Origin of the sequence: Rhodococcus sp. 14-1411-2a (assembly GCF_002259485.1) — a bacterium.
Taxonomy (GTDB): domain Bacteria; phylum Actinomycetota; class Actinomycetes; order Mycobacteriales; family Mycobacteriaceae; genus Rhodococcoides.
Map to the genome: position 1 here is coordinate 301062 of NZ_NPGA01000008.1, position 18683 is coordinate 319744.

18 protein-coding genes are annotated in these 18683 nt (G+C 63.6%); 8 read left to right on the forward strand and 10 right to left on the reverse strand.

Features of this window, described 5'->3' with window-relative positions; genetic code table 11:
• Positions 1–28: 28 nt before the first annotated feature.
• From CH291_RS05320 to CH291_RS05330, 4 genes are read right to left on the reverse strand one after another with little or no spacing between them, the layout of a single operon-like run.
• Positions 29–946 carry an alpha/beta fold hydrolase gene (locus CH291_RS05320; RefSeq protein ID WP_230598265.1) on the reverse strand — a complete coding sequence of 306 codons (918 nt, stop codon included), beginning with the start codon at positions 944–946 and terminating at the stop codon, positions 29–31.
• Positions 943–1626, reverse strand: coding sequence for a catechol 1,2-dioxygenase (locus CH291_RS05325; RefSeq protein WP_230598263.1), 684 nt, complete (start codon positions 1624–1626; stop codon positions 943–945). Before CH291_RS05325 ends, CH291_RS05320 begins: the two co-directional genes overlap by 4 nt.
• A 7-nt stretch (positions 1627–1633) precedes the next feature.
• The gene (locus tag CH291_RS27115; protein WP_230598261.1) at positions 1634–1900 is read right to left on the reverse strand and encodes a hypothetical protein; all 267 of its coding nucleotides are present in this window, start codon (positions 1898–1900) and stop codon (positions 1634–1636) included.
• Positions 1901–1903: 3 nt separating this feature from the next.
• Positions 1904–2536, reverse strand: a complete 633-nt coding sequence (locus CH291_RS05330) for a hypothetical protein (protein WP_230598260.1) — start codon at positions 2534–2536, stop codon at positions 1904–1906.
• 169 nt (positions 2537–2705) lie between these two features.
• Here CH291_RS05330 and CH291_RS05335 point away from each other — a divergent pair, with 169 nt between their 5' ends.
• Entirely contained in the window at positions 2706–3599 is an 894-nt protein-coding gene (locus CH291_RS05335; RefSeq protein ID WP_256979051.1) for an MFS transporter, read from the forward strand.
• A 1-nt stretch (position 3600) separates the two neighbouring features.
• Positions 3601–4419, forward strand: coding sequence for an alpha/beta fold hydrolase (locus CH291_RS05340; RefSeq protein WP_032391788.1), 819 nt, complete (start codon positions 3601–3603; stop codon positions 4417–4419).
• A gap of 61 nt (positions 4420–4480) precedes the next feature.
• On the opposite strand, the gene CH291_RS05345 is transcribed toward CH291_RS05340, so the two are convergent.
• From CH291_RS05345 to CH291_RS05355, 3 genes are all read right to left on the reverse strand, one after another.
• Entirely contained in the window at positions 4481–5452 is a 972-nt protein-coding gene (locus tag CH291_RS05345; RefSeq protein WP_052053417.1) for a zinc-dependent alcohol dehydrogenase family protein, read from the reverse strand.
• Positions 5453–5526: 74 nt separating this feature from the next.
• The gene (locus CH291_RS05350; RefSeq protein WP_032391787.1) at positions 5527–5952 is read right to left on the reverse strand and encodes a nitroreductase family deazaflavin-dependent oxidoreductase; all 426 of its coding nucleotides are present in this window, start codon (positions 5950–5952) and stop codon (positions 5527–5529) included.
• A 117-nt stretch (positions 5953–6069) separates the two neighbouring features.
• Positions 6070–6471, reverse strand: a complete 402-nt coding sequence (locus CH291_RS05355) for a hypothetical protein (RefSeq protein ID WP_032391913.1) — start codon at positions 6469–6471, stop codon at positions 6070–6072.
• A 214-nt stretch (positions 6472–6685) separates the two neighbouring features.
• Here CH291_RS05355 and CH291_RS05360 point away from each other — a divergent pair, with 214 nt between their 5' ends.
• Positions 6686–7039, forward strand: a complete 354-nt coding sequence (locus tag CH291_RS05360; RefSeq protein WP_032391912.1) for a winged helix-turn-helix transcriptional regulator — start codon at positions 6686–6688, stop codon at positions 7037–7039.
• A 31-nt stretch (positions 7040–7070) separates the two neighbouring features.
• Here the strand turns inward: CH291_RS05360 and CH291_RS05365 are convergent, their stop codons facing one another.
• A complete protein-coding gene (locus tag CH291_RS05365; RefSeq protein ID WP_032391786.1) occupies positions 7071–8321 on the reverse strand; it encodes a PucR family transcriptional regulator in 1251 nt (416 codons plus the stop codon).
• A 235-nt stretch (positions 8322–8556) separates the two neighbouring features.
• Here CH291_RS05365 and CH291_RS05370 point away from each other — a divergent pair, with 235 nt between their 5' ends.
• The 4 genes from CH291_RS05370 to CH291_RS05385 are packed head-to-tail and all read left to right on the forward strand — an operon-like array spanning position 8557 to position 13241.
• Positions 8557–9516, forward strand: coding sequence for an alpha/beta hydrolase (locus CH291_RS05370; RefSeq protein WP_080735645.1), 960 nt, complete (start codon positions 8557–8559; stop codon positions 9514–9516).
• Entirely contained in the window at positions 9513–10409 is an 897-nt protein-coding gene (locus CH291_RS05375) for an SDR family NAD(P)-dependent oxidoreductase (RefSeq protein ID WP_032391785.1), read from the forward strand. Before CH291_RS05370 ends, CH291_RS05375 begins: the two co-directional genes overlap by 4 nt.
• Positions 10406–11638: an acyl-CoA dehydrogenase family protein gene (locus CH291_RS05380; protein ID WP_032391784.1), complete on the forward strand. Its 1233-nt coding sequence runs from the start codon at positions 10406–10408 to the stop codon at positions 11636–11638. The genes CH291_RS05375 and CH291_RS05380 overlap by 4 nt, the downstream gene beginning before the upstream one ends.
• 40 nt (positions 11639–11678) lie before the next feature.
• Complete coding sequence (locus CH291_RS05385) at positions 11679–13241, forward strand: long-chain-fatty-acid--CoA ligase (RefSeq protein WP_032391783.1); 1563 nt, start codon at positions 11679–11681, stop codon at positions 13239–13241.
• 55 nt (positions 13242–13296) lie between these two features.
• Here the strand turns inward: CH291_RS05385 and CH291_RS05390 are convergent, their stop codons facing one another.
• A complete protein-coding gene (locus CH291_RS05390; RefSeq protein WP_032391782.1) occupies positions 13297–14712 on the reverse strand; it encodes a phytoene desaturase family protein in 1416 nt (471 codons plus the stop codon).
• A complete protein-coding gene (locus CH291_RS05395; protein ID WP_052053415.1) occupies positions 14709–16565 on the reverse strand; it encodes a DUF3556 domain-containing protein in 1857 nt (618 codons plus the stop codon). Before CH291_RS05395 ends, CH291_RS05390 begins: the two co-directional genes overlap by 4 nt.
• Before the next feature lie 816 nt (positions 16566–17381).
• Between CH291_RS05395 and CH291_RS05400 the strand changes: the two genes are divergently transcribed.
• Positions 17382–18671 carry a PucR family transcriptional regulator gene (locus tag CH291_RS05400; RefSeq protein ID WP_094613502.1) on the forward strand — a complete coding sequence of 430 codons (1290 nt, stop codon included), beginning with the start codon at positions 17382–17384 and terminating at the stop codon, positions 18669–18671.
• Positions 18672–18683: the final 12 nt, after the last annotated feature.

Below are 18683 nucleotides of genomic sequence, written 5' to 3' on the forward strand. Positions count from 1 at the left end.
GTCCACACCCCGTGTTCGTCGCGAAAGATCAGGACCTTGTCGGTGTCGTCGGCCGGATGTGCGAGTCGGTAGTGGGATGATCAGGAGTGTCAGGCCACCGTTGCCGACGCCTTGGCGACGAAGTCGAGACTGAGTGGGTTGTACCGCTCGTACTGCTCGTGCTGAGGCCAGTGCCCGCATTCGTCGAACAGTTCGAGACGTGCGCCCGGGATGTCCGCGGCCATTTTGCGTGCCTCGGGAACGTCGCCGAACGGGTTCTCTTGCCCCCCCACACCACGAGGGTCGGGGCGACGATCTTCGCGAGGCGGTCGGGCCTGAGCAGATTGCGCTGGCGGGTCTCCATGCTCTGCAGCGTCAAGAGATTGCCGATGTTCGCGATGAAATCCGGCTGATGGTAGATGCGGTGGCGCACGTCGATCAGCTCGTCCGTCGCGTCGGCCGGGTCGTGCATCACCAGATGCATGCGAGAGCGCGTCAGCTCGATGTCGTCGGTCTGGACTGCGCGCATGGTCGACGACTTGATCCGATCCATGACCACGGAATTGGCAACCGTGCCGCCCGCCGCCAGAAGTTGCAGCGACAGAACGCGTTCCGGCTGATCGGATGCGAGGTACGCCGCCACCCATCCACCCAGGGATTCACCGACCAGGTGTGCGCGGGACAGTCCGACTGCATCCATGTACGCCGCGAGATGCTCTACGTATCGCGGGATCTCGTATGGATAGTCGGGTTTACCGGTGTATCCGTGACCGTGCATGTCGATCGCGTGGCACTCGGCGTGGACCGCGATGTTGCGGGCGAACGCTTCGAGGTGGCCGCTCGTTCCGTGCAGGAAGATCACGGCCTCGTCGCCCGACCCCGCCTGAAGCGACCGCGTCGGGACGCCCGCTGCGTCGACCGTCTTCATGCAGAAATCCAGGCCTGCCAATTCGGTCCAGATGGTCATGAGATCTCCTGTTTCTGTGTTGTGGGGTCGAGAATCGTGATTCCCATGCCCGTGAGCCATTCCGGGATCGCCTCGTACGCCACCCGTTCACCCGCGACGTCACGCAGGAGGGTGGACATCATCAGCCACGTGCGCAGTTCCTGCGCCCCGTTCCCTGCTTCCTTTTCGACGTAGTCCGTCGAGTAGTCGGCCATTTCGTCCGCGTTGCCCTTCTCGAACAAGCGCAGCACGTAATCATCGAACGACGGTGTGATCGACGACTGAGCGGCACGAATGATCTCGCGACGCCGAATGTCGTACTGCGACCAGTTGTCTCGACCGTCCAGCCGCGCTTGCACCATGAAGTCTTCGTCGTCGCCGTGCGGCTCCCGCCAGTCCGGCCAGGGAAGCCGGTGCGAAAGACCACCCGATTCGATGACGACCACCCGCTTACTGGACGACTCCCGTTCCAGAGACTCTCGAAGAGCCGCGGCGAACTCGCGGCACCGTGCAAAGGTCGGCAGCGGTGGCGCGAAGACGTTCACCACGATTGGAACTATGGGCACGTAGATTCCGTCGAGCAGGTTTTGGATCGCTTGCGACTGACCGTGATCGATCTGCAGGCGCGCAGAGAACGCTGGGTCGAACGCTCCGCCCTCGACCATGTCGTTCGCCAGATGCCGCGCGAGGTCGACGTCCACTAGTTGATCACCCTTGGGGGGTTCCTGACTCGCCGCTGGCGATGCATTCCCCCACTCCGATGGTGAAGGCGGGGATCAAATCGTGCCAGAAGCCGCGGAAGTGATTGGAGCCGAGCAGGATCACTACGTCGGGTGCAACGGCCGCGATGCGGTCGCGGGTGGTACGCAGTCCGTCACGGAAGCGCTCTGCCTCGGCCTTGTGCCTCGTTTCTTCCCAGTGGGTGTTCATCAACGTGCTGTGTGACGCGGCCACGCCGAGTACTACGGTTGCCATGGGTCAAAGTCCTACTTCCTGGAGCGAGCTGGTGACGGTGTCGATCGCGACTTCGACCAGGTAGTGCGTCAACTTCACGGCCTCGTCGAGGTCCACGGTGTTCATGCCCATGGCGAAGTCGACTTCGAACGGCGCGTTCGCCACTTTCGGCATGCCGACCCGTACGGTCGGAATCCCGCGGCTACGCAGGATGTTCGCGTCGGTTGCTCCGCTCTGGTCGTACGTCGGTTCGTGGGCGCGACCCTCGACGTCCGCCCAAGCACGAATCGCGCTGCGGCACAACCACATATCTTCGTCGGACGACTCCCCCGCGATCGACAGAACCGGTTCGATGTCGATACGCACGTCGCCGAGGTCGGCCGAGATCTCCCGCACTGCGGCGGTCAGTTCGCGTTTGGCCTGCGTCGGGGTGGTGCGTGGACTGAGTCTCAAGTCGACGGTCATCGTGACCTGCTCCGGGGTGAACGATGCGGTCCGCTCCCATCCCCCACGGATATTGGCCACCATTCCTTTGGGGGCCACAAGTCCTGAGGTGTTGGACGCGCTGTATTTCGGGAACCAGGCTTCGAGCCGGGAAGCCACGGCACCGGCGGCCGCGATCGGATTGGAGTAGGGCAGTCGGTGGCGAGAACCCACTTAGGTATGGTGCCGTGGACGGTGATCGCGAACCACGCGAGACCTACTTCTTCCCACGACACGGTCCACCCCGGCTTGGCGATCAACGCGAAATCCGCCCACACGCCCTGTTCGAGGAGGAACGAGCACAAGGCACCCTGCCCGGTGTTGAGCCGAAACACTCGCGGCGCTGCGCATGCTGCAGGGTTTCGGGGCCGCGGGAGGTGTAGTGCTCGCGATGGCTGTCGTACGAGACCTGTTTGACGGTAACGCGGCCGCCGTGATGATGTCCAGGTTGATGCTCGTCATGGGAGTTGCTCCGATCCTGGCGCCCACGATCGGCGGGTTCGTGCTCACGGTGTCGACGTGGCGGTCGATCTTCCTGGTGTTGGCAGTGCTCGGTGCCGTGGTCGTTTTGCTGGGTCTGTTCGCGATGCCAGAGACCTTGCCCGTCGGTGCCCGTACCTGGCCCCGCCCTACTGTGATCGCCACCAACTACGGACGGTTGTGCACCAACCCGCACTTCGTCCGCATGGTCCTTGTATCTGGAGCCGGCCGGGTGCTGATGTTCTCGTACATCGCCGCATCCCCGTTCGTGCTTCAGGGCCAATTCGGACTCAGCCCGCAACAATTCGGATTGTCGTTCGCCGGCGGTGCCGCCGTCCTGATCGCGTCCTCCCAGCTCAAGGTCGTCCTGCTGAGTCGGTGGGGCCCACGAACGCTCCTCCGCGCCACGCTGTCCACAGGCGCTGTCGTGGGGGCCGTGTTCGTCGTTCTCGCCGCGACCGGAACAGGCGGCCTGTGGGGTTTCGCGGTGCCGGTGATGGCTCTGCTTGCCGTGATGGGTTCGGTGATGCCCAACGCACCTGCCGTGGCACTGACCGACCAACGTGAAGTGGCGGGGACCGCATCGGCACTGATCGGCGGGTTCCAATTCACCTGCGCCGCAGCGGCGGCACCGGTGGTAGGACTGCTGGGAAACGACGCGCTCGCTGTCGCGTCGATGATGGGTGGGGCTGCCGCGGTGGCAGCACTCCTGGTATTCGCCGATCGTCGGCGCCGGCTCCCGAACAGAAACGAGTGACATGTCCTCTCCACGAAGTTCGTACGTCGACTGTGCACTCGGGCAGATGCACGTCACCCAGATGGGTGAGGGGCCGCCGCTCGTTCTGTTGCACCAAGCCCCGAGGTCGTGGGACGAGTTCCGCGAGTTCATCCCCTTGGTCGCGGCCGAGCACCGAGTGGTCGCGATGGACATGGTCGGATTCGGCGCGAGCGTCAAAGTGCCGGGCCCACAATCGATCGAGCTCTACGCTCGCGGTGTGCACGAAGTGCTGGCTGCGCTCGGGATCTCCGATGTCGACGTACTCGGCCATCACACGGGCGCGCTGGTTGCCCTCGAGGTGGCTGCGGCCTCGGGTGCGAATGAGTCCGACGCGCACATCGGTCACCTCGTTCTGTCGTCTTGCCCGTTCACCGGACCGGAACGTCGAGCACGTCCCGCCGACAAGGACGGAGTCGACTGCGCAGATCGTCGCGATGACGGCTCACATCTGATGACGCTGTGGAACAAGCGGTTTCCCTACTACCCGAGCCCACGGGGCCCACTGCTGGACCGATTCCTCCGAGACGCACTCACGTTCGGCATCGATCCAGCGGAGGGCCACCGCGCATGCGACCGTTACCGCATCGAGGACCGCATCGGATTGATTACGTCGCCCACACTCCTCACCGGCGCATCGGACGACCCCTTCGCCATGCCCAACCTGCCTCCGCTGCGCAAACACCTCACCGGCGCAGCCAGCGTTCGGGTCCACGTCGTCGACGGGGGTACCGTGGCGCTGTTCGAGGACAAAGCGGCAGAGATTGCCGGCCCGGTGAAAGAATTTCTGAGGGACGCCTGACCGCCCGTGCACCTCACGTCATCCCGGGACGTCGCCGAACCGTCCTGACGTGGCTCCCCCTCTACCGGCCGAGGTCCAAGAGAACCCTGGCGCCGGACGCTGCGTGCTCGATCGCGGAAGTGAGTTCGCGTAGTGGGTACACCGCGGCGATGGGCTGGACTACTTTGGAGGAGTCAAGAATTGGCAGAATCGTTTGTGCCACCACCAGAGGTGTCTCCGTGAGATAGCGTGAAGTTCCCTGGTAGAACCCCCTGATCGTCAGGTCCTTGCTCAGAACGTCGAATGTGTCCACGGCGACGGGATCTCCGGTCACGTTGCCGTAGGTCACCAGCACACCGCCCGGTGCCAGCAGCTTGGCGAGGAGTCGGCTCGATTCGCCACCGAGAAGGTCCAGGGCGAGAACAGTGTTGAGACCTGCCACGCGTTCGTGCGCCGCCTGTGCGCCGTCGTTGATGTCGATGACTACGTCGCACCCGAGCGCTTCGACTGCGGCGATGTCGTCGGCTCGGCGGACGATGCCGATCGTTCGAACGTCTCGCTTGCCCGCAAGGGTTATCAACCAGCGTGCGAGTCCCGAGGTGGCCGCGTTGAACACGACGGCGTCGCCGGGTTGCAACTGGGCGTAGTCGCGGAGCAGGAACTCCGCGGTGGCGGCATTGACGGTCAGCATCGCTGCTTGCTGGGGGTCGACCTCGGGCGGAACGACGACCAGGCTGGTGGCCGGCAGTGCGATTTGTTGGCGCCAGGTTCCTGATGTGAGAGGAAGCAGTACCCGTTGACCAACGGCGACCGAGGTCACATTCGCTCCGATGGCGGCCACGACTCCGGTGCCTTCGTTCCCCACCTGCGCCGGAAAGTGCGCGATCAGGCCCGGTACGCGAGCAAACATCAGGTCGTTGAAGTTGATGGGCGCGTAGTCGACGTCGACCAGAACCTCGTCGGCGGCTATGTCGGCGCTGTCGATGTCCGGTACCTCGTGCAGTCGATAGACCGACGAAGGGTTGCCGACGCCGGTGAGTTGGACTGTCTTCATTGGTGAACCTCATTCTGGTGGTGGTGAGCAAGGGACCGTTGTTACGCTGAGATAATGGGGGGCGATGAAATCTGTCAATCGACGTAGTCGATGCGTACCGATATCGGTGTCGTCTCCAAGGCTTGCGCGACTTTGAATCCAACGGAGCCGAACGTTCGTGCCCTGGCGACCACGTCGTCGTCGGGCCTCAGTGTGGCGACTCCGGTACGCCAATGCCTACCCTGTCGCACACGAACTTTCGGGTTGTCGACGATGTTGATGCCCCATCCGGAGCGAGTTCCGTGTTGACTGATCACCCATGCGCCGGTGCTGTCGAATTGAGCGTTCACCGGCACCCGGCGCATCTTGCCGCTCTTGCGTCCGATGGTCTCCAACTCGGTAGTCATGGCAGTGCGAACACCTATTTTACTCAGTCCCAACACAATTGGGTTCAGATATCGGCCGACAGCGCGCTCTCTGCGAAACTTGCGAAGCTTCCGATCGTCCTCTGCATTCGACATTTTCGACCTCTCTCGACCTTGTGAATTGATTCGAACAACGACAACCGCGGGTGACTCGACCAGCCGATCAGTCGTCCAGCCATCCGGCCACACAAAACACAAGCAGCACAACAGTTCTCAGCGTGCCGTCCGCCCCAACCGGAGCGCCAATGCTCCGGCCGCCACGGCCGACAACGCCACCCCCGGTGCCATCACCGTCGTCGAACCGGCGATTTCCTTCCGACGAGCGGCCGCGATCCAGGCCACAGCGTCGACGGCATCCATGACGATGTTGAGGCGGATGAAATCTTCCGGGGACCGGAAGCGGTCGAGTCTCGTCAGCCCGAGCGCGAGGGCTGCGTTACGGATTCCGAACATCTGTTGATAGGCAACGGCCACAGTGCCCTTCGATTCCATACCGAAGAATCGGGCCACGAGCGTAGGCGCGGCAAGGTGACTGGTGGCAACCATGATGCGACCGACGATCAACATCCGCAGGGGGACGGACGATGCGAACGTTTCGGAACTATCCTTGGGCACAGTGCCCTCCTTCTTCGAGTGCACCGGACGATCGTGTAGCCGACCGGTACTGGGATTGGGGTGGCCGCGCGTGGCGCCTGATCGGTGGCGTGAGCCCCCGTGTGCGATGACGCTAGTTCACTAGTGTTATTATAGCAACTACCATTTTGGTAGTGCCGAGCTCGTCGTGTCGACTCGCCGGTTCGGACTAAACGGAAGTGAGGTGCAGAACGCGATGGACGATGAGCACGTCGAGGTAGACCCGTACTGTCCCTACTTCGCTGCAGGAATGCGAATGCTGGATCAACGCTGGGCGGGCACCGTGCTTCGAACGCTGATTGCGGGACCCCAACGGTTCAACGACATCGCCGCCGCGATTCCCGGCATCACCGACAGCACGTTGTCCAAGCGCCTCAAAGGACTGGAGTCCGGTGGCCTCGTCGCTCGGGTGGTGCATCCGACGACACCGGTCCGAATCGAATACCGGCTCACCGACATGGGGACTGCGTTGGGCAAAGTTCTCTTGCAGTTGAACGGTTGGGCACTCGAATGGGTGAAACTGCCCGCGGTCGAACAGGAATCGAACTAGCGCCTGGAGGTAGGGCCGCGGCGCACTCGCGTCATCGGTTCGTCGTCGAGAACACGGCCGTCCCGAACCAACGACACGCGAGCAGCGCCAGGGCCAGATCCAGGTGTCCGTCATCGATCGGGCGCGCCAGTAGCCGCTCGATGGTGCGCAGGCGGTAGAGGATCGTGTTTTTGTGGCAGTTGAGCATCCGTGAGGTCGCGGTGGCGCTCCTGTTGGTCGAGCAATACACGTCGAGGGTGCGACGCAGCTCGCGTTCGCGCTCTCCGTCGATTGCTAGCGGGCCCAGCGTCTCGGCGATCCAGCGACGCGCACGAGCGAGGTCCGAACACAGGAACACCAAGCTCGCCACGTCCTGATACGGGACAACTGTCGAGACGTCGGCAACCGATCCAACAGCGTGAGCATCGACTGCTTGCCGATGAGAAGCAATGAATCCGTCGAGGCCGACGCCGTCTCCACCTATGGCGACACGTAGTTGCGGCAATTCAGCAGAGAGCGATTTTTCGACCGCCTGTACGTCGAGGTGGCCGATCCGAGGCGCCGGGAGCCAGGCCCAGATCGTGGCGGGTCCTCGCGGAATGACCAACGGTCGAGACGTGCACCCGGCGAGGTCCGCAAGAACGCCCACCACGTCGCGGGCGCGTACGAAGTCGTCGACGGTGTTCTCCGGCCCGTCGACCCATACGATCACCGCGCAATGGTGCCGGGTCAACCGGTAGCCCAGGAGGGCCTCGGCGGCAGACAGGTCGACAGTCGTCCCGTCGAGTACCGCCATCACCCGGTCGAGACGAACGAACTCTTCCTGCCGGCGGTAGCGCTCACGCTCGGTCTCGTACTCCACTGCGATCCGTTGACACATTCGGTCGGTGTAGGTGTGAGCGAGGGTGCTCATCGCCACCATTTCCGTCACGACGACGTCGACGTCGTCCGTGAGGTCAGCCAAGAGCTCCACGCAGATTTGAACCCAACGAGACTCCGTGAGGTGATACCCGCGGAGTATCTCGTGTAGGGGGACGCCCAGTCTCGCGAGACGGTGAACGATCGACAACGCACCGACAGGTGGCTCCGCCAGGTCGAGATCTGCGGGATTCGTCACCAGATGCAGGACCACCTCGAGATTGGCTCGATTCGACACGCGCAGCCAATCACGGTCGATGTGGTCTTGCTCGACCACCGGGATGGTGTGACTCAGCAGCTCGGTCAACTCGTCTGCTATCGCCGAAAGTCGTGCGGACAGTTTCTCGACCAGACCGATGCGGATAGTCGACGCCGTCGTTGCCATTACCGAGAGTCTGGCCCGTACGTCATGTAAGCGCAACCTCCTGCCGATGTGCGCAGCATTTGGACGTTCAGTACAAACGCGGGACGGGTTTCTATCTCCTGGGCCTGATGCGCGCGCCACGTTGTGCACGTCCAATTGGTGAACACCAGTTTCTCTCGGTCGTGTCGACCAGAGCCCGATATGGATCACCGGTACGAGACACCAACCACATCCCGTACCGAAGAAAGGCACCAACATGAATACACCCGACCGCTCCGACGTCCGATTCGACTCGGGCGAGGAGCAGTGCGGCGCCTGGTTGTACATGCCCGACACAGCGGCAGATGATGGGCCGGTGCCGATCGTCGTCCTGGCGCACGGGATCGCCGGCGTCAAGGAGCTTCGGCTGTACGCCTTCGCCGAACGCTTCCGCGACGCAGGCTATGCGTGTCTGGTTTTCGACTATCGGCACTTCGGCGCAAGCAGCGGCCAACCGCGTGAGCTGATCGACATCGACCGCCAACTCGAGGACTGGCGCAACGCCGTCACCTACGCCCGATCGCTTCCCGACATCGACCCGAACAGGGTCGTGGTCTGGGGAACCTCGTTCGGCGGCGGCAACGTCATGATCACTGCGGCGGACGATCCCCGCATCGTTGCTGCCATCACACAATGCCCCTTCACCGACGGCCCGTCATCGGTCCTTCGGATCTCCCCCAGAACATCGTTCGCACTCATGGTGAAGGCGCTACGCGATCGTGCCAGCGTGAGGTCGGGTCGAAGCCCAGTACGCATACCCGCCACAGGTCGACCCGGAACTGCAGCGATGATGACAGCCCCGGATTCGTTGGCCGGCTTCCACGCTCTTCTCCTCGCCTCGAACATGCCCGACATGCCGCAGGACGTGCCTGCTCGCCTCATGCTGAGGATCCCTTTTCACATACCCGGACGACGCGCACGAGACATCAAGTGTCCGATCATGTTCGGGCTCTGCGAACACGACACGATCGCGCCGGTGCGAGCAGCCATCAGACACGCTCGGAACGCCCCTCGCGGCGAGATCCGACTCTACGACGCGGGCCATTTCGACATCTACATCGGAGACCTGTTCGAGGAAGTCGTCTCGGACCAAATCGAGTTCCTCCAACGCCACGTACCCACGAACCAGGGCAGCTCGAACATTTCCCTCAATCATTCGGAAGGAACCAATCGATGAAAAAGTACGACGTCGCTGGACGCACGGTCGTCATTACCGGTGCCGCAGGAGGGCTCGGACAGATGCTCGCCGACGCGCTCCGTGCACGCCACGCCAATGTTGCACTGCTCGACCTCGACGCCGACGCCGTCACCGCTCAGGCGGAACGTCTCGGCGGAACGCGAGTCGCCCGCGGCTGGCGAGTCGATGTCCGAGACCTCGGCAGCCTCGAAACCGCCATGCGTGAGGTCGAGGAACACTTCGGGCGCATCGATGTCGTCATCGCCGGAGCCGGAATCGGCAATGTCGCCGGCCCACTGACGGCCACCGACCCCACAGCATTCGAACGCGTCGTGGACATCAACCTCCTCGGAGTGTGGCGCACGTTCCGCGCGGCCGCGCCCTACGTCCAGGAGCGCCGCGGACACCTGATGGCCGTAGCCTCGATGGCAAGCTTCGTCCACGCTCCGTTACACGGCAGCTACACCTCCAGTAAGGCCGGCGTGTGGGCACTGTGCGACTCGCTCCGGCTCGAATTCCGCCACCTCGGAGTCACCGTCGGCAGCGTCCACCCGTCCTTCTTCAAAACCCCGCTGGTCGACGAAGCGCTCGCGCAGAAGGACGCTGTGCGCCTGTTCGACAACTTCGAGGGAGCCTTCCAACTCATCCCACCCGAAAACGTGGTCAAAGACATCCTTCTGGGAATCGAGCGACGCTCGGCGCAGGTTGTCACCCCCCGCACCATGCGCTCGGCAGCGCTGGCACCAGGCTTGATCCGTCTGCTCGTCGACCGCTTCGGTTTCTCCGACACCACCATCGCCGGAGCCATCGAATTGAGTCTGCAGAGAATCGAAGAGAGTCCGCTGAGAACAGCAGCACTCCAGCCCCACAACGAGTACTCGAAGTCGCGATGACAACCACCCATCACCCCGTCCGACAGGCCGACCGGCTATACCACGACCTGCTTTCCCCTGCCGAGACTCGGGAGGTCCGCGAGCGGGTGCGCAAGATCGCCACTGATTCGGTCGCGCCGGCGGCACGCAGGATCGCCAACGGCGACGAGCGATCGGACGGTTTCCCGCGTGACGTCTTCGACGACCTCGCCTCGGCAGGACTGTTCCGGCTGCCGTTCGCCGCCGAGGTGGGTGGCGAGGACCTCGCGCATCCGGTCACCGCGACCGCAGTGGCGATCGAGGAGTTGGCCTATTACTCGAGCAGCATCGCGGCAGTCTTCGATGTGCACTGCATCCTCGCCGGCAGTGCGCTGACCCACGGCACCGCTGAGCAGCAACACAGGTGGCTGCGGCCGCTGGCCGAGGGCACGCTCATCGGCGCTTTCGCGACCACAGAGCCCGAAGCGTCGTCGGACCTCAGCCCCCAGGCGCTGAAGACGTCCGCCGTACAGCACGGGGACACTTGGGTACTCAACGGCCACAAGCGCTGGATCTCCAACTCACCGGTCGCCGGCTTCATCGTCACGCTCGCTCGAACCGGGGATCGGATGTCGATGTTCATCGTCGACACCACCCTGCCTGGCGTTCGTGTCGGCGAGGCCGACCTGAAGATGGGAAATCGCGGACAGCTCACTGCTGACGTCGGGTTCGACGACGTCGAGCTTCCCGTGGTGGCGCTGCTCGGGGGCGAGCCGGGGCATGGTCTGCGGCAGGCACTTGCGACCCTGACGCTGGGTCGGATCGGCATCGCGGCTGCCGGCGTCGGTATGGCGCAGGCCGCCTTCGACCACACCGTCGCCCACTTGTCGAGCCGAGAAGCCTTCGGCCGCAAGCTCGCTGCGAATCAGCATTGGCAATTCCTGATGGCAGACCGAGCCACGGAGATCGAGAACGCGCGCACGCTGTACCTCAAAGCCGCCCTACGACGCGACTCCGGCGAGGTGTTCCCGGAACCCGAGGCGTCGATGGCCAAGATCTACGGCACCCGACTCGCCGTGGACATCGCTCGCGATGCCGTCCAGGCGTTCGGTGGCCTCGGATTCGCCCGCGAGGTCAGCGCGGACGCCACACCCGGTCCCGTCGAGGCGATCTACCGCGACAGCAAGATCGGCGAGATCTACGAGGGTGCCAACGAAATCCTGAAATGGGTCATCGCTCGCAACATATTCGGCAAGGAGATCACCGGATGAGCTACACCCGGGGACGACCACTCAGGCACCAGGAGAGACCATGACCCACCTCGCCACACTTCTCGAATCGACCGCGGCGTCCCGTCCGGACAGCACAGCAGTGGTCTCCCAGAACACACGAATGTCCTACTCTCAGCTCGACGACGCAGCGAACCGAGTCGCCAACCTGCTCGTGTCACGTGGTATTCGGCCCGGTGACAACGTAGCCCTCTCGTCACCGAACGTTCCGCACTTCACGATCGTCTACTTCGGGATCCTCAAGGCCGGGGCCACCGTCGTGCCTCTGAACATCCTGCTCAAACCGCGCGAGATCGCATACCACCTGGTCGATTCGCAGGCGAAGGCGTACTTCGCAGTCGAGGGGACGGCGGCGCTCCCTATCGGCACCGCCGCGCGTGAAGGATTCGACGCCGCCGCGACATGCACCGATTTCTTCCTCATCACCACGGACCCGGGGTCGACGCGTTCCGACGCGGGAACAACGCTGTACGCACCGGCTGTCGCAGAGCAGCCACGGACGTTCACAACAGTCCATCGAAGCGACGACGACACCGCCGTCATCCTGTACACCTCGGGAACCACCGGTCGACCCAAGGGCGCGCAACTGACTCACCGGAACATGGTGTCGAACGCTCTCACGATGGCCGATCTGCTCGATACCGGAGCGGGAACGCCCGACGTTGCGCTCTGCGCCCTTCCCCTGTTCCACTCCTTCGGTCAAACGATCATGCAGAACGCCGGCCTCGCCCGGGGAAACACTCTGGTCATGTTGCCGCGATTCGATGCGCGAGCAGCCATCGATCTGATGATCGAGGAACGCGTCACGACGTTCGGCGGCGTACCCACGATGTACTGGGGCCTTCTGCAAGAAATTGCCAACGACAACGAGGCCACCGCCCTTGCGGCACACCTGCATACCGCAATCGCCGGCGGTTCGGCCATGGCCGGCGAGCTGCACCGGGAATTTCGGGAACGGTTCTCGGTCACGGTCCTGGAGGGCTACGGGCTCTCCGAGACGTCTCCGGCCGCCAGCTTCTCGCGCCCTGGCGCCGACCCTCGAATAGGCTCGGTCGGCCGGCCGATCCCCGGAGTCGCGATGAAACTGATCGGCGACGACTGGTCCGACGTACCGGACGACCCGGACGCGATCGGCGAGATCGCGATCAGAGGCCCCAATGTCATGAAGGGCTACTTCAACCGCCCCGAGGCCTCGCTCGTTGTCATGAATGATCGATGGTTCCGCACCGGGGACCTCGCGAAGAAGGACGCCGACGGCTTTTACTACATCGTGGACCGGTCGAAAGACATGATCATTCGCGGCGGCTTCAACGTCTACCCCCGCGAGCTCGAGGAGGTCTTGATGGAGCACCCCGCTGTCTCGATGGTCGCCGTGATCGGCGTCCCGCACGAATCCCACGGGGAAGAAATCACGGCCTTCGTACTCAAGAACAAGAATCATGACGACGTCACCGAGGCCGAGCTCGTGGCTTGGGGCAGAAATGAATTCGCCGCCTACAAGTATCCGCGCTCCGTCACCTTCGTCGACGCGTTCCCGACGACATCGACCGGCAAGATCCTCAAGCGCGAGTTGAGATCGGCGTGACCAAGAAGGTGCTCCCCCACTCCGAGTTCCCTGGGCGATTTCGGCTCACGGGTGTTCACGCTCGCAGACGCTGAAGTGCTCGCTTAGCGGCGTTGTACCCGCACATTCCGTGAGCGCCGGCGCCGGGTGGCGTGGCGGCCGAGCAGAGCGAGACCCCTTCGATGCCCGTGGAGTAGGGGTTCAGCGTGGCGCGGGGACGGAACACCAGCTGCAGAGGGTCGTTGGCCCCGGTCACGACGTCGCCTCCGATGTAGTTGGCGTTGTGGGCCTCCATCGCCGCCACGTCACGGACGCGGCGGTCGAGGATCCGGTCCTTGAAACCGGGGGCGAAGCGTTCGATCTGGTTTTCGATCAGCGAGGTCGCGTCACCCGTCCAGCCGGAAGGCACGTGCGCGTAGGCGTAGAACGGGTTGACCCCATCGTGGGAACGTGAGGGGTCGGCTACATACTGCTGACCGGCGAGGACGAAGGGCCGTTCGGGCATCTGGCCTCGGTTGACCTGCCGCTCGGTCGCCGCGATCTCGCTCAGAGCCCCTCCTACGTGGACAGTGCCGCAGCGGCGTGCAGGCTCGTACGTCCAGGGCACCTCACCTGCGATCGCGAACTCGACCTTGAAAGAGCCGGGCCCGTGCCGGAACCGTCGCAGTGCCCTCGCGACGTGGCGTGGCATGCGATCACCCGCGATGCGGGCCGCGGCACTCGGAGCGACGTCCAACATCACCAGATCGGGTGACCCCAGCTCGTCGAGCGTTTCGACCTCGATACCAGTCTCGACTTTGCCCCCGAGGCTTTCGAGCAGTGAGATCATGGCCCGGCTGATGGTGCCGGATCCACCCTCGGCCACGGGCCACCCGTAACGATGAGCTGCCGCGCCGAGAGCGACGCCTACGGCTGACGAGACGGGGGAGCTGAAGGGCCGAAAGGCATGCGCGGCGACGCCGGCGAAAAGGGCGCGGGCCTCCTCGGTGGACCACACACGGGCCAGCACGTTTGCCGGCAGCCCGGCGTACGCACCGAAGCGCGCGAGCTTCAGGGGGTGGGCCGGCACGTGCAAGATCGGCTGGAGGAAGTCGACGGTGATGTCGTCGAACCGGTCAGTGAGTGCGCCGAACACCGAGATCCACCGCTTGCCGTCGACACCGAGTGCCGCGGACGTCTCGTCGACGGACTGCCACGCCGCAGCGCCCCGCCCGCCGTCGAGGGGGTGGGCGTACTGAATTTCCGGCCACAGCCACGTCAGTCCGTGTGACTGGAGGTCGAACCCACGGGAGAACGGGGTGTCGACGGCCAGCGGGTGGAACCCGGAGCATTCGTCGTGTATCAACCCGGGCAGCGTCAGTTCGCTGCTGCGGGTACCACCTCCAGGGGTGTCGGCGGCCTCGAGCACGCGGACCGACACCCCCTCGGCGGCGAGGGTGAGAGCGGCAGCGAGACCGTTGGGCCCACTGCCGACAACGACCGCACTGGTCACGCGTCGACCGCGTCGGTCGAATTGACGATGTCGGGATCGGCGACGCCGGTGGCGGCTGGGTTCGCCGATGCGACTTTGGGATGGCTGATTCGCTCGTAGCCGTGCAGATGCCAGTGCACCTCCGTCGCGATGGGCCCGTTGGGTAACCAGGGCTGCTCGACGATGGCGTCCCTCACGGCATAGCTGCCCCGCTCGACGATGCCGATGGCCGCGTCCACCACGAGGTACTGCTGACGACCTCCGAAGATCGGCTCGGACTCGATCCAGACCACTACGAACTCACCGGGAGCGAAATTGCAGCGCTTCTGGATCGCCTCGATCAACTGCGGGCTGTGCAGGTGGCCATCGCCGAAGTTGAAGGCCACTACCGCATTACAGCTGAACTCGGCCTCACGCAGCGTGTAGTGGTTGATGTCGTCGCCCAACGTTTTGATCATGACCGAGTTGAGACCGCGACCCTGGCTGTGCAGTGATCGCCAGCCGAGGATCTGGTGCAGCACGACCTCGGACACTTCGGGGCCGTAAGTTGCCGAAAGCTGGTCATAGGTCATCGGTGCCGACTTGACGATGTGCTCGTTCAATTTGGCTTCGGCGCCGGGTGCCATTGCCCAGAAGCCCGTCGCCCAGTTGCCGGCGTACTGACGCATGGACGGGAGGAACGAGACGAGGTCGGGGCGTAAGTTGCCGAGCACTGGAAAGAAGAGCAACCCGACGAGCGTCAGCGCCAGCAGGCCCCCATGCATGTCGCTCACCGCAAATCCGCCGCCCGCCGGGAAGCCGGCGAACAGGAACACGGTCAGGTACATGAACAGCACGTTCCATTCCAGCGGCGTGGCCAGCGGGAACGTCGAGGTGATGACCAGGTGGAACAGCAGCATGACTCCGATGGCGATGACGGTGGACGTCATGTTCGTCGAGAACAACAGCACGAACGGCGTTACGATCTCCACGAGCGTTCCGCCGACGTGGGCCACTGAGGTGCCCAGGCGGGACGGGCGCAGGTCGTCGGGGAAGTTGCGGTAGTTCATCCGCTTGACTCTGATCGAAGTCAGCCAGGGGGTATTGCTCATCATCGGTGGAATTACCATCGAGACGTGGTGGCCGAGCTTCGACACACCCGCTCCGACCCAAACCGAGACGATCAGGATCTTCGCCGCGACGATCATGTCGACGAACGGAAAGAAGCCGAAGAAGACGAGTGCCGGCAGGTACTGCTCACCGCGTGCGCCCACGAAGATGACCTTGTCGCGGAGCCCGTTCAGCACGAGCAGCACCCCGACGGCGATCGCGAGGCCCGGAGCGACAAGCCCATGATTGTCGGCACCGACCACTGAATCCAGCGAAGAGCTGGACACGCCCGGCAGCACCAGAGCCACGGCCAGCACCGCGATGTAGACCATGTACAGCAGCGTGTCGAACACGGTGCGCTCGTCGCCGGAGGTGAAAGGCACCTTGCCCGGCCATGGTGCGAGGCGGATGGTCCGCGGCTTCGCCCAATAGCGAAACCCTCCTGTCTTGGGCTCGAAGTGACCGGACAACGGCCCCCAGGAACCGCCGTACCCGATGGATTCCAGCAGCAGGATCCACAGTATTGCCTTCTGATAGAAGATCGGTTCGTTCCACCACTGCCCGACGTCGAGGGGGCTGATCCCGGAAGTCAGCGAGTTCAGGACGATTCCGCCGATCATGAACGGGAAGAACAGCCGTGCGATGTAGGTCAACGCGGTGATCTTGGGGGTGCCGAAACCATAGTCGACCCAGTGTCGGGAGAGGATTTTGATGCGCTCCTGGTACGGCGTGGCGAGGAACGTGGCCGGGTCGACCGGAGGAAAGTCCCCTGTCTTGAGTCCCATCGTGTTCTCCTTACTTCTTCGTGTGAGGTGTCCGGTCCGTCTCGCGCGCAGGCGTATTCGACCGAAGCGTCGGTTACGTGACTGGGGTGGTGCGGCCGACTCCGCTGGGGTTAGCAGCTTGTTCCCCATGACCAGCCAACTGCGGGCAGGCGCTTCAGAAACAGGTGGTGAGCTGGAGTCATGACAGGTACGCCGGGGCGAACTCGTGCCTGCGGTCCCGAGGAGTGGCGTGGAGCACACCGGGAGGTGTGAATCAGGACACTACGGGGGTGCGCAGTCGTCATCTACGGGGATGAAGTACGAAGATCGCACGCTCATTTGTGCACGCTGCACAAGCCATGAACTGCCTACGACAGGGAATGGACGCGACGCGTCGGACGGCGTCGGCGGCGGCGGAATTGCACATAGTTCGGCTGGATCCGCCGTCGCAACAAACTGACCTAAGCTAGCCTTTCGCTAGTTGCTATAATTTCGTGAGTAGCGCGGTAGCATCGTCTTCGAGAGCGGACACGTCGTTCCGCGTGACTGCACCCAGCCCGATCAGCGACTGGCACCTCAAGGAGTTATTTTGTCCGACAACAGCTCCGACGTATTCCAGTCATCTGTTGCGCTCGGGTTCGTTCGGGATTTTCGTCACCGTCCGTATCGTCGTCGCAACCACACACTTCATTGCACCGACGCGGGTGGCGCGATCCTTCGGAACACACACCGCCGCCCACCCGGTAGTCGGCTTCGAACCGGTTGTCGGCTTCTGCCTGAGCCCACGGCCTTTGTGGATATCTCGGTGCCGCATCCTCACCTGACGGGGGTGACGCGATGAGGACACTGACGTCGAAGACGTCGCAAGACAAGGAAGAGTTGAAGCGGCGCGTCTCGTACGTGGGGCAGCGACTCAACGACCGCCAGCCGGAGATTGCGCGCGCGATGGCCGAGCTACTGTCGACGATCGATTACCTCGACGGTGACCCGCGGCTCATCGCGCTACTCGAAGCAAGCACCGAAGGCAATATCGAGACCATCTTTCATGTACTCATCAACGACATCGCCATAGCGAATCTGAAACCCGCGACCGCGGCCGTCGAATATGCCGAGCGACTCGCACAGCGCGGCGTTCCAGCCAACTCGCTGGTCAGGGCCTACCACATGGGGCAGGACGACCTGATGGCCTCGTGCTTCGAAGAAGTGCATTTGCTCGACTGCGATGCAGAGATGAAACTTCAAGTCCTCCACCATATCTCCAGTGTCATCTACGAGTTCGTCGACTGGATCTGCCTTTATCTGCTCGGCATCTACGAGGCCGAGCAGCAGCGGTGGAACACGACGTCGGGCCACGTACACACGGCGATGCTGCACTCGATCCTGGCGCGCAAGCAGACGTCGTTCGCCAGCTTCGAGACCGAGACCGGGTACCGGCTCGATCAGTATCACGTAGCCCTCATCATCTGGAGCGAGAGCAGCAACCCCGAGACCGACTTGCTCCGTGAGATCGAGCACGCTGCGCGCCGCTTGGCCTCGTCGGTCAAGGCGTTCTCGGCTCCCGTGTTCTCCGCCGTCGACCGAAGTACGGCGTGGGTATGGATCCCGCGAGGTTCGAGCAGAGAGACGCTCGACCACGAGGACGTGACAGCCGCCCTGGCGAAGGTGCCTGGTGCTCGGGCGAGCATCGGGATCGTCGGTCACGGCGTGACGGGCTTCCGGCGCAGTCACGAGCAAGCAGAGGCCGCGCGACTCGTCGCAATGGCCGGCGGGACCGATATGGCGCGTGTCGTGGCGTACTCCGACCGGAGCCTCGCAGTCGTCTCGATGCTGACGCACGACATGGAAGGGCTTCGCGCATGGGTGCAGGAGAGCCTTGGACAACTTGCGGTAGACAGCGAGAGCAACGCACGATTACGTGAAACAACGCTCACGTTCTTCTCGATGGGCAGCCACCACTCGGCCGCGTCCGACGCCATGACCATCCACCGGAATACTCTCAAGTACCGGCTCGAGCGCGCCGAGGCGACACGGGGAAGGCCGCTGACCAGTGGCCGGCTCGATCTGGAGCTGGCTCTCCAGGTCTGCCGGTACCTCGGGTCTTCCGTACTTCTACCGCCCACTCGATGACTCCACGGGCCA

Bases quoted from the DNA above. Each gene is read 5' to 3' on its own strand.
- CH291_RS05375 (WP_032391785.1), top strand. From the start codon at position 9,513: ATGAAAAAGTACGACGTCGCTGGACGCACGGTCGTCATTACCGGTGCC.
- CH291_RS27115 (WP_230598261.1), bottom strand. From the start codon at position 1,900: ATGGCAACCGTAGTACTCGGCGTGGCCGCGTCACACAGCACGTTGATG.
- CH291_RS05345 (WP_052053417.1), bottom strand. From the start codon at position 5,452: ATGAAGACAGTCCAACTCACCGGCGTCGGCAACCCTTCGTCGGTCTAT.
- CH291_RS05365 (WP_032391786.1), bottom strand. From the start codon at position 8,321: ATGGCAACGACGGCGTCGACTATCCGCATCGGTCTGGTCGAGAAACTG.
- CH291_RS05340 (WP_032391788.1), top strand. From the start codon at position 3,601: ATGTCCTCTCCACGAAGTTCGTACGTCGACTGTGCACTCGGGCAGATG.
- CH291_RS05370 (WP_080735645.1), top strand. From the start codon at position 8,557: ATGAATACACCCGACCGCTCCGACGTCCGATTCGACTCGGGCGAGGAG.
- CH291_RS05385 (WP_032391783.1), top strand. From the start codon at position 11,679: ATGACCCACCTCGCCACACTTCTCGAATCGACCGCGGCGTCCCGTCCG.
- CH291_RS05400 (WP_094613502.1), top strand. From the start codon at position 17,382: ATGAGGACACTGACGTCGAAGACGTCGCAAGACAAGGAAGAGTTGAAG.
- CH291_RS05320 (WP_230598265.1), bottom strand. From the start codon at position 946: ATGACCATCTGGACCGAATTGGCAGGCCTGGATTTCTGCATGAAGACG.
- CH291_RS05380 (WP_032391784.1), top strand. From the start codon at position 10,406: ATGACAACCACCCATCACCCCGTCCGACAGGCCGACCGGCTATACCAC.
- CH291_RS05360 (WP_032391912.1), top strand. From the start codon at position 6,686: ATGGACGATGAGCACGTCGAGGTAGACCCGTACTGTCCCTACTTCGCT.
- CH291_RS05350 (WP_032391787.1), bottom strand. From the start codon at position 5,952: ATGTCGAATGCAGAGGACGATCGGAAGCTTCGCAAGTTTCGCAGAGAG.
- CH291_RS05395 (WP_052053415.1), bottom strand. From the start codon at position 16,565: ATGGGACTCAAGACAGGGGACTTTCCTCCGGTCGACCCGGCCACGTTC.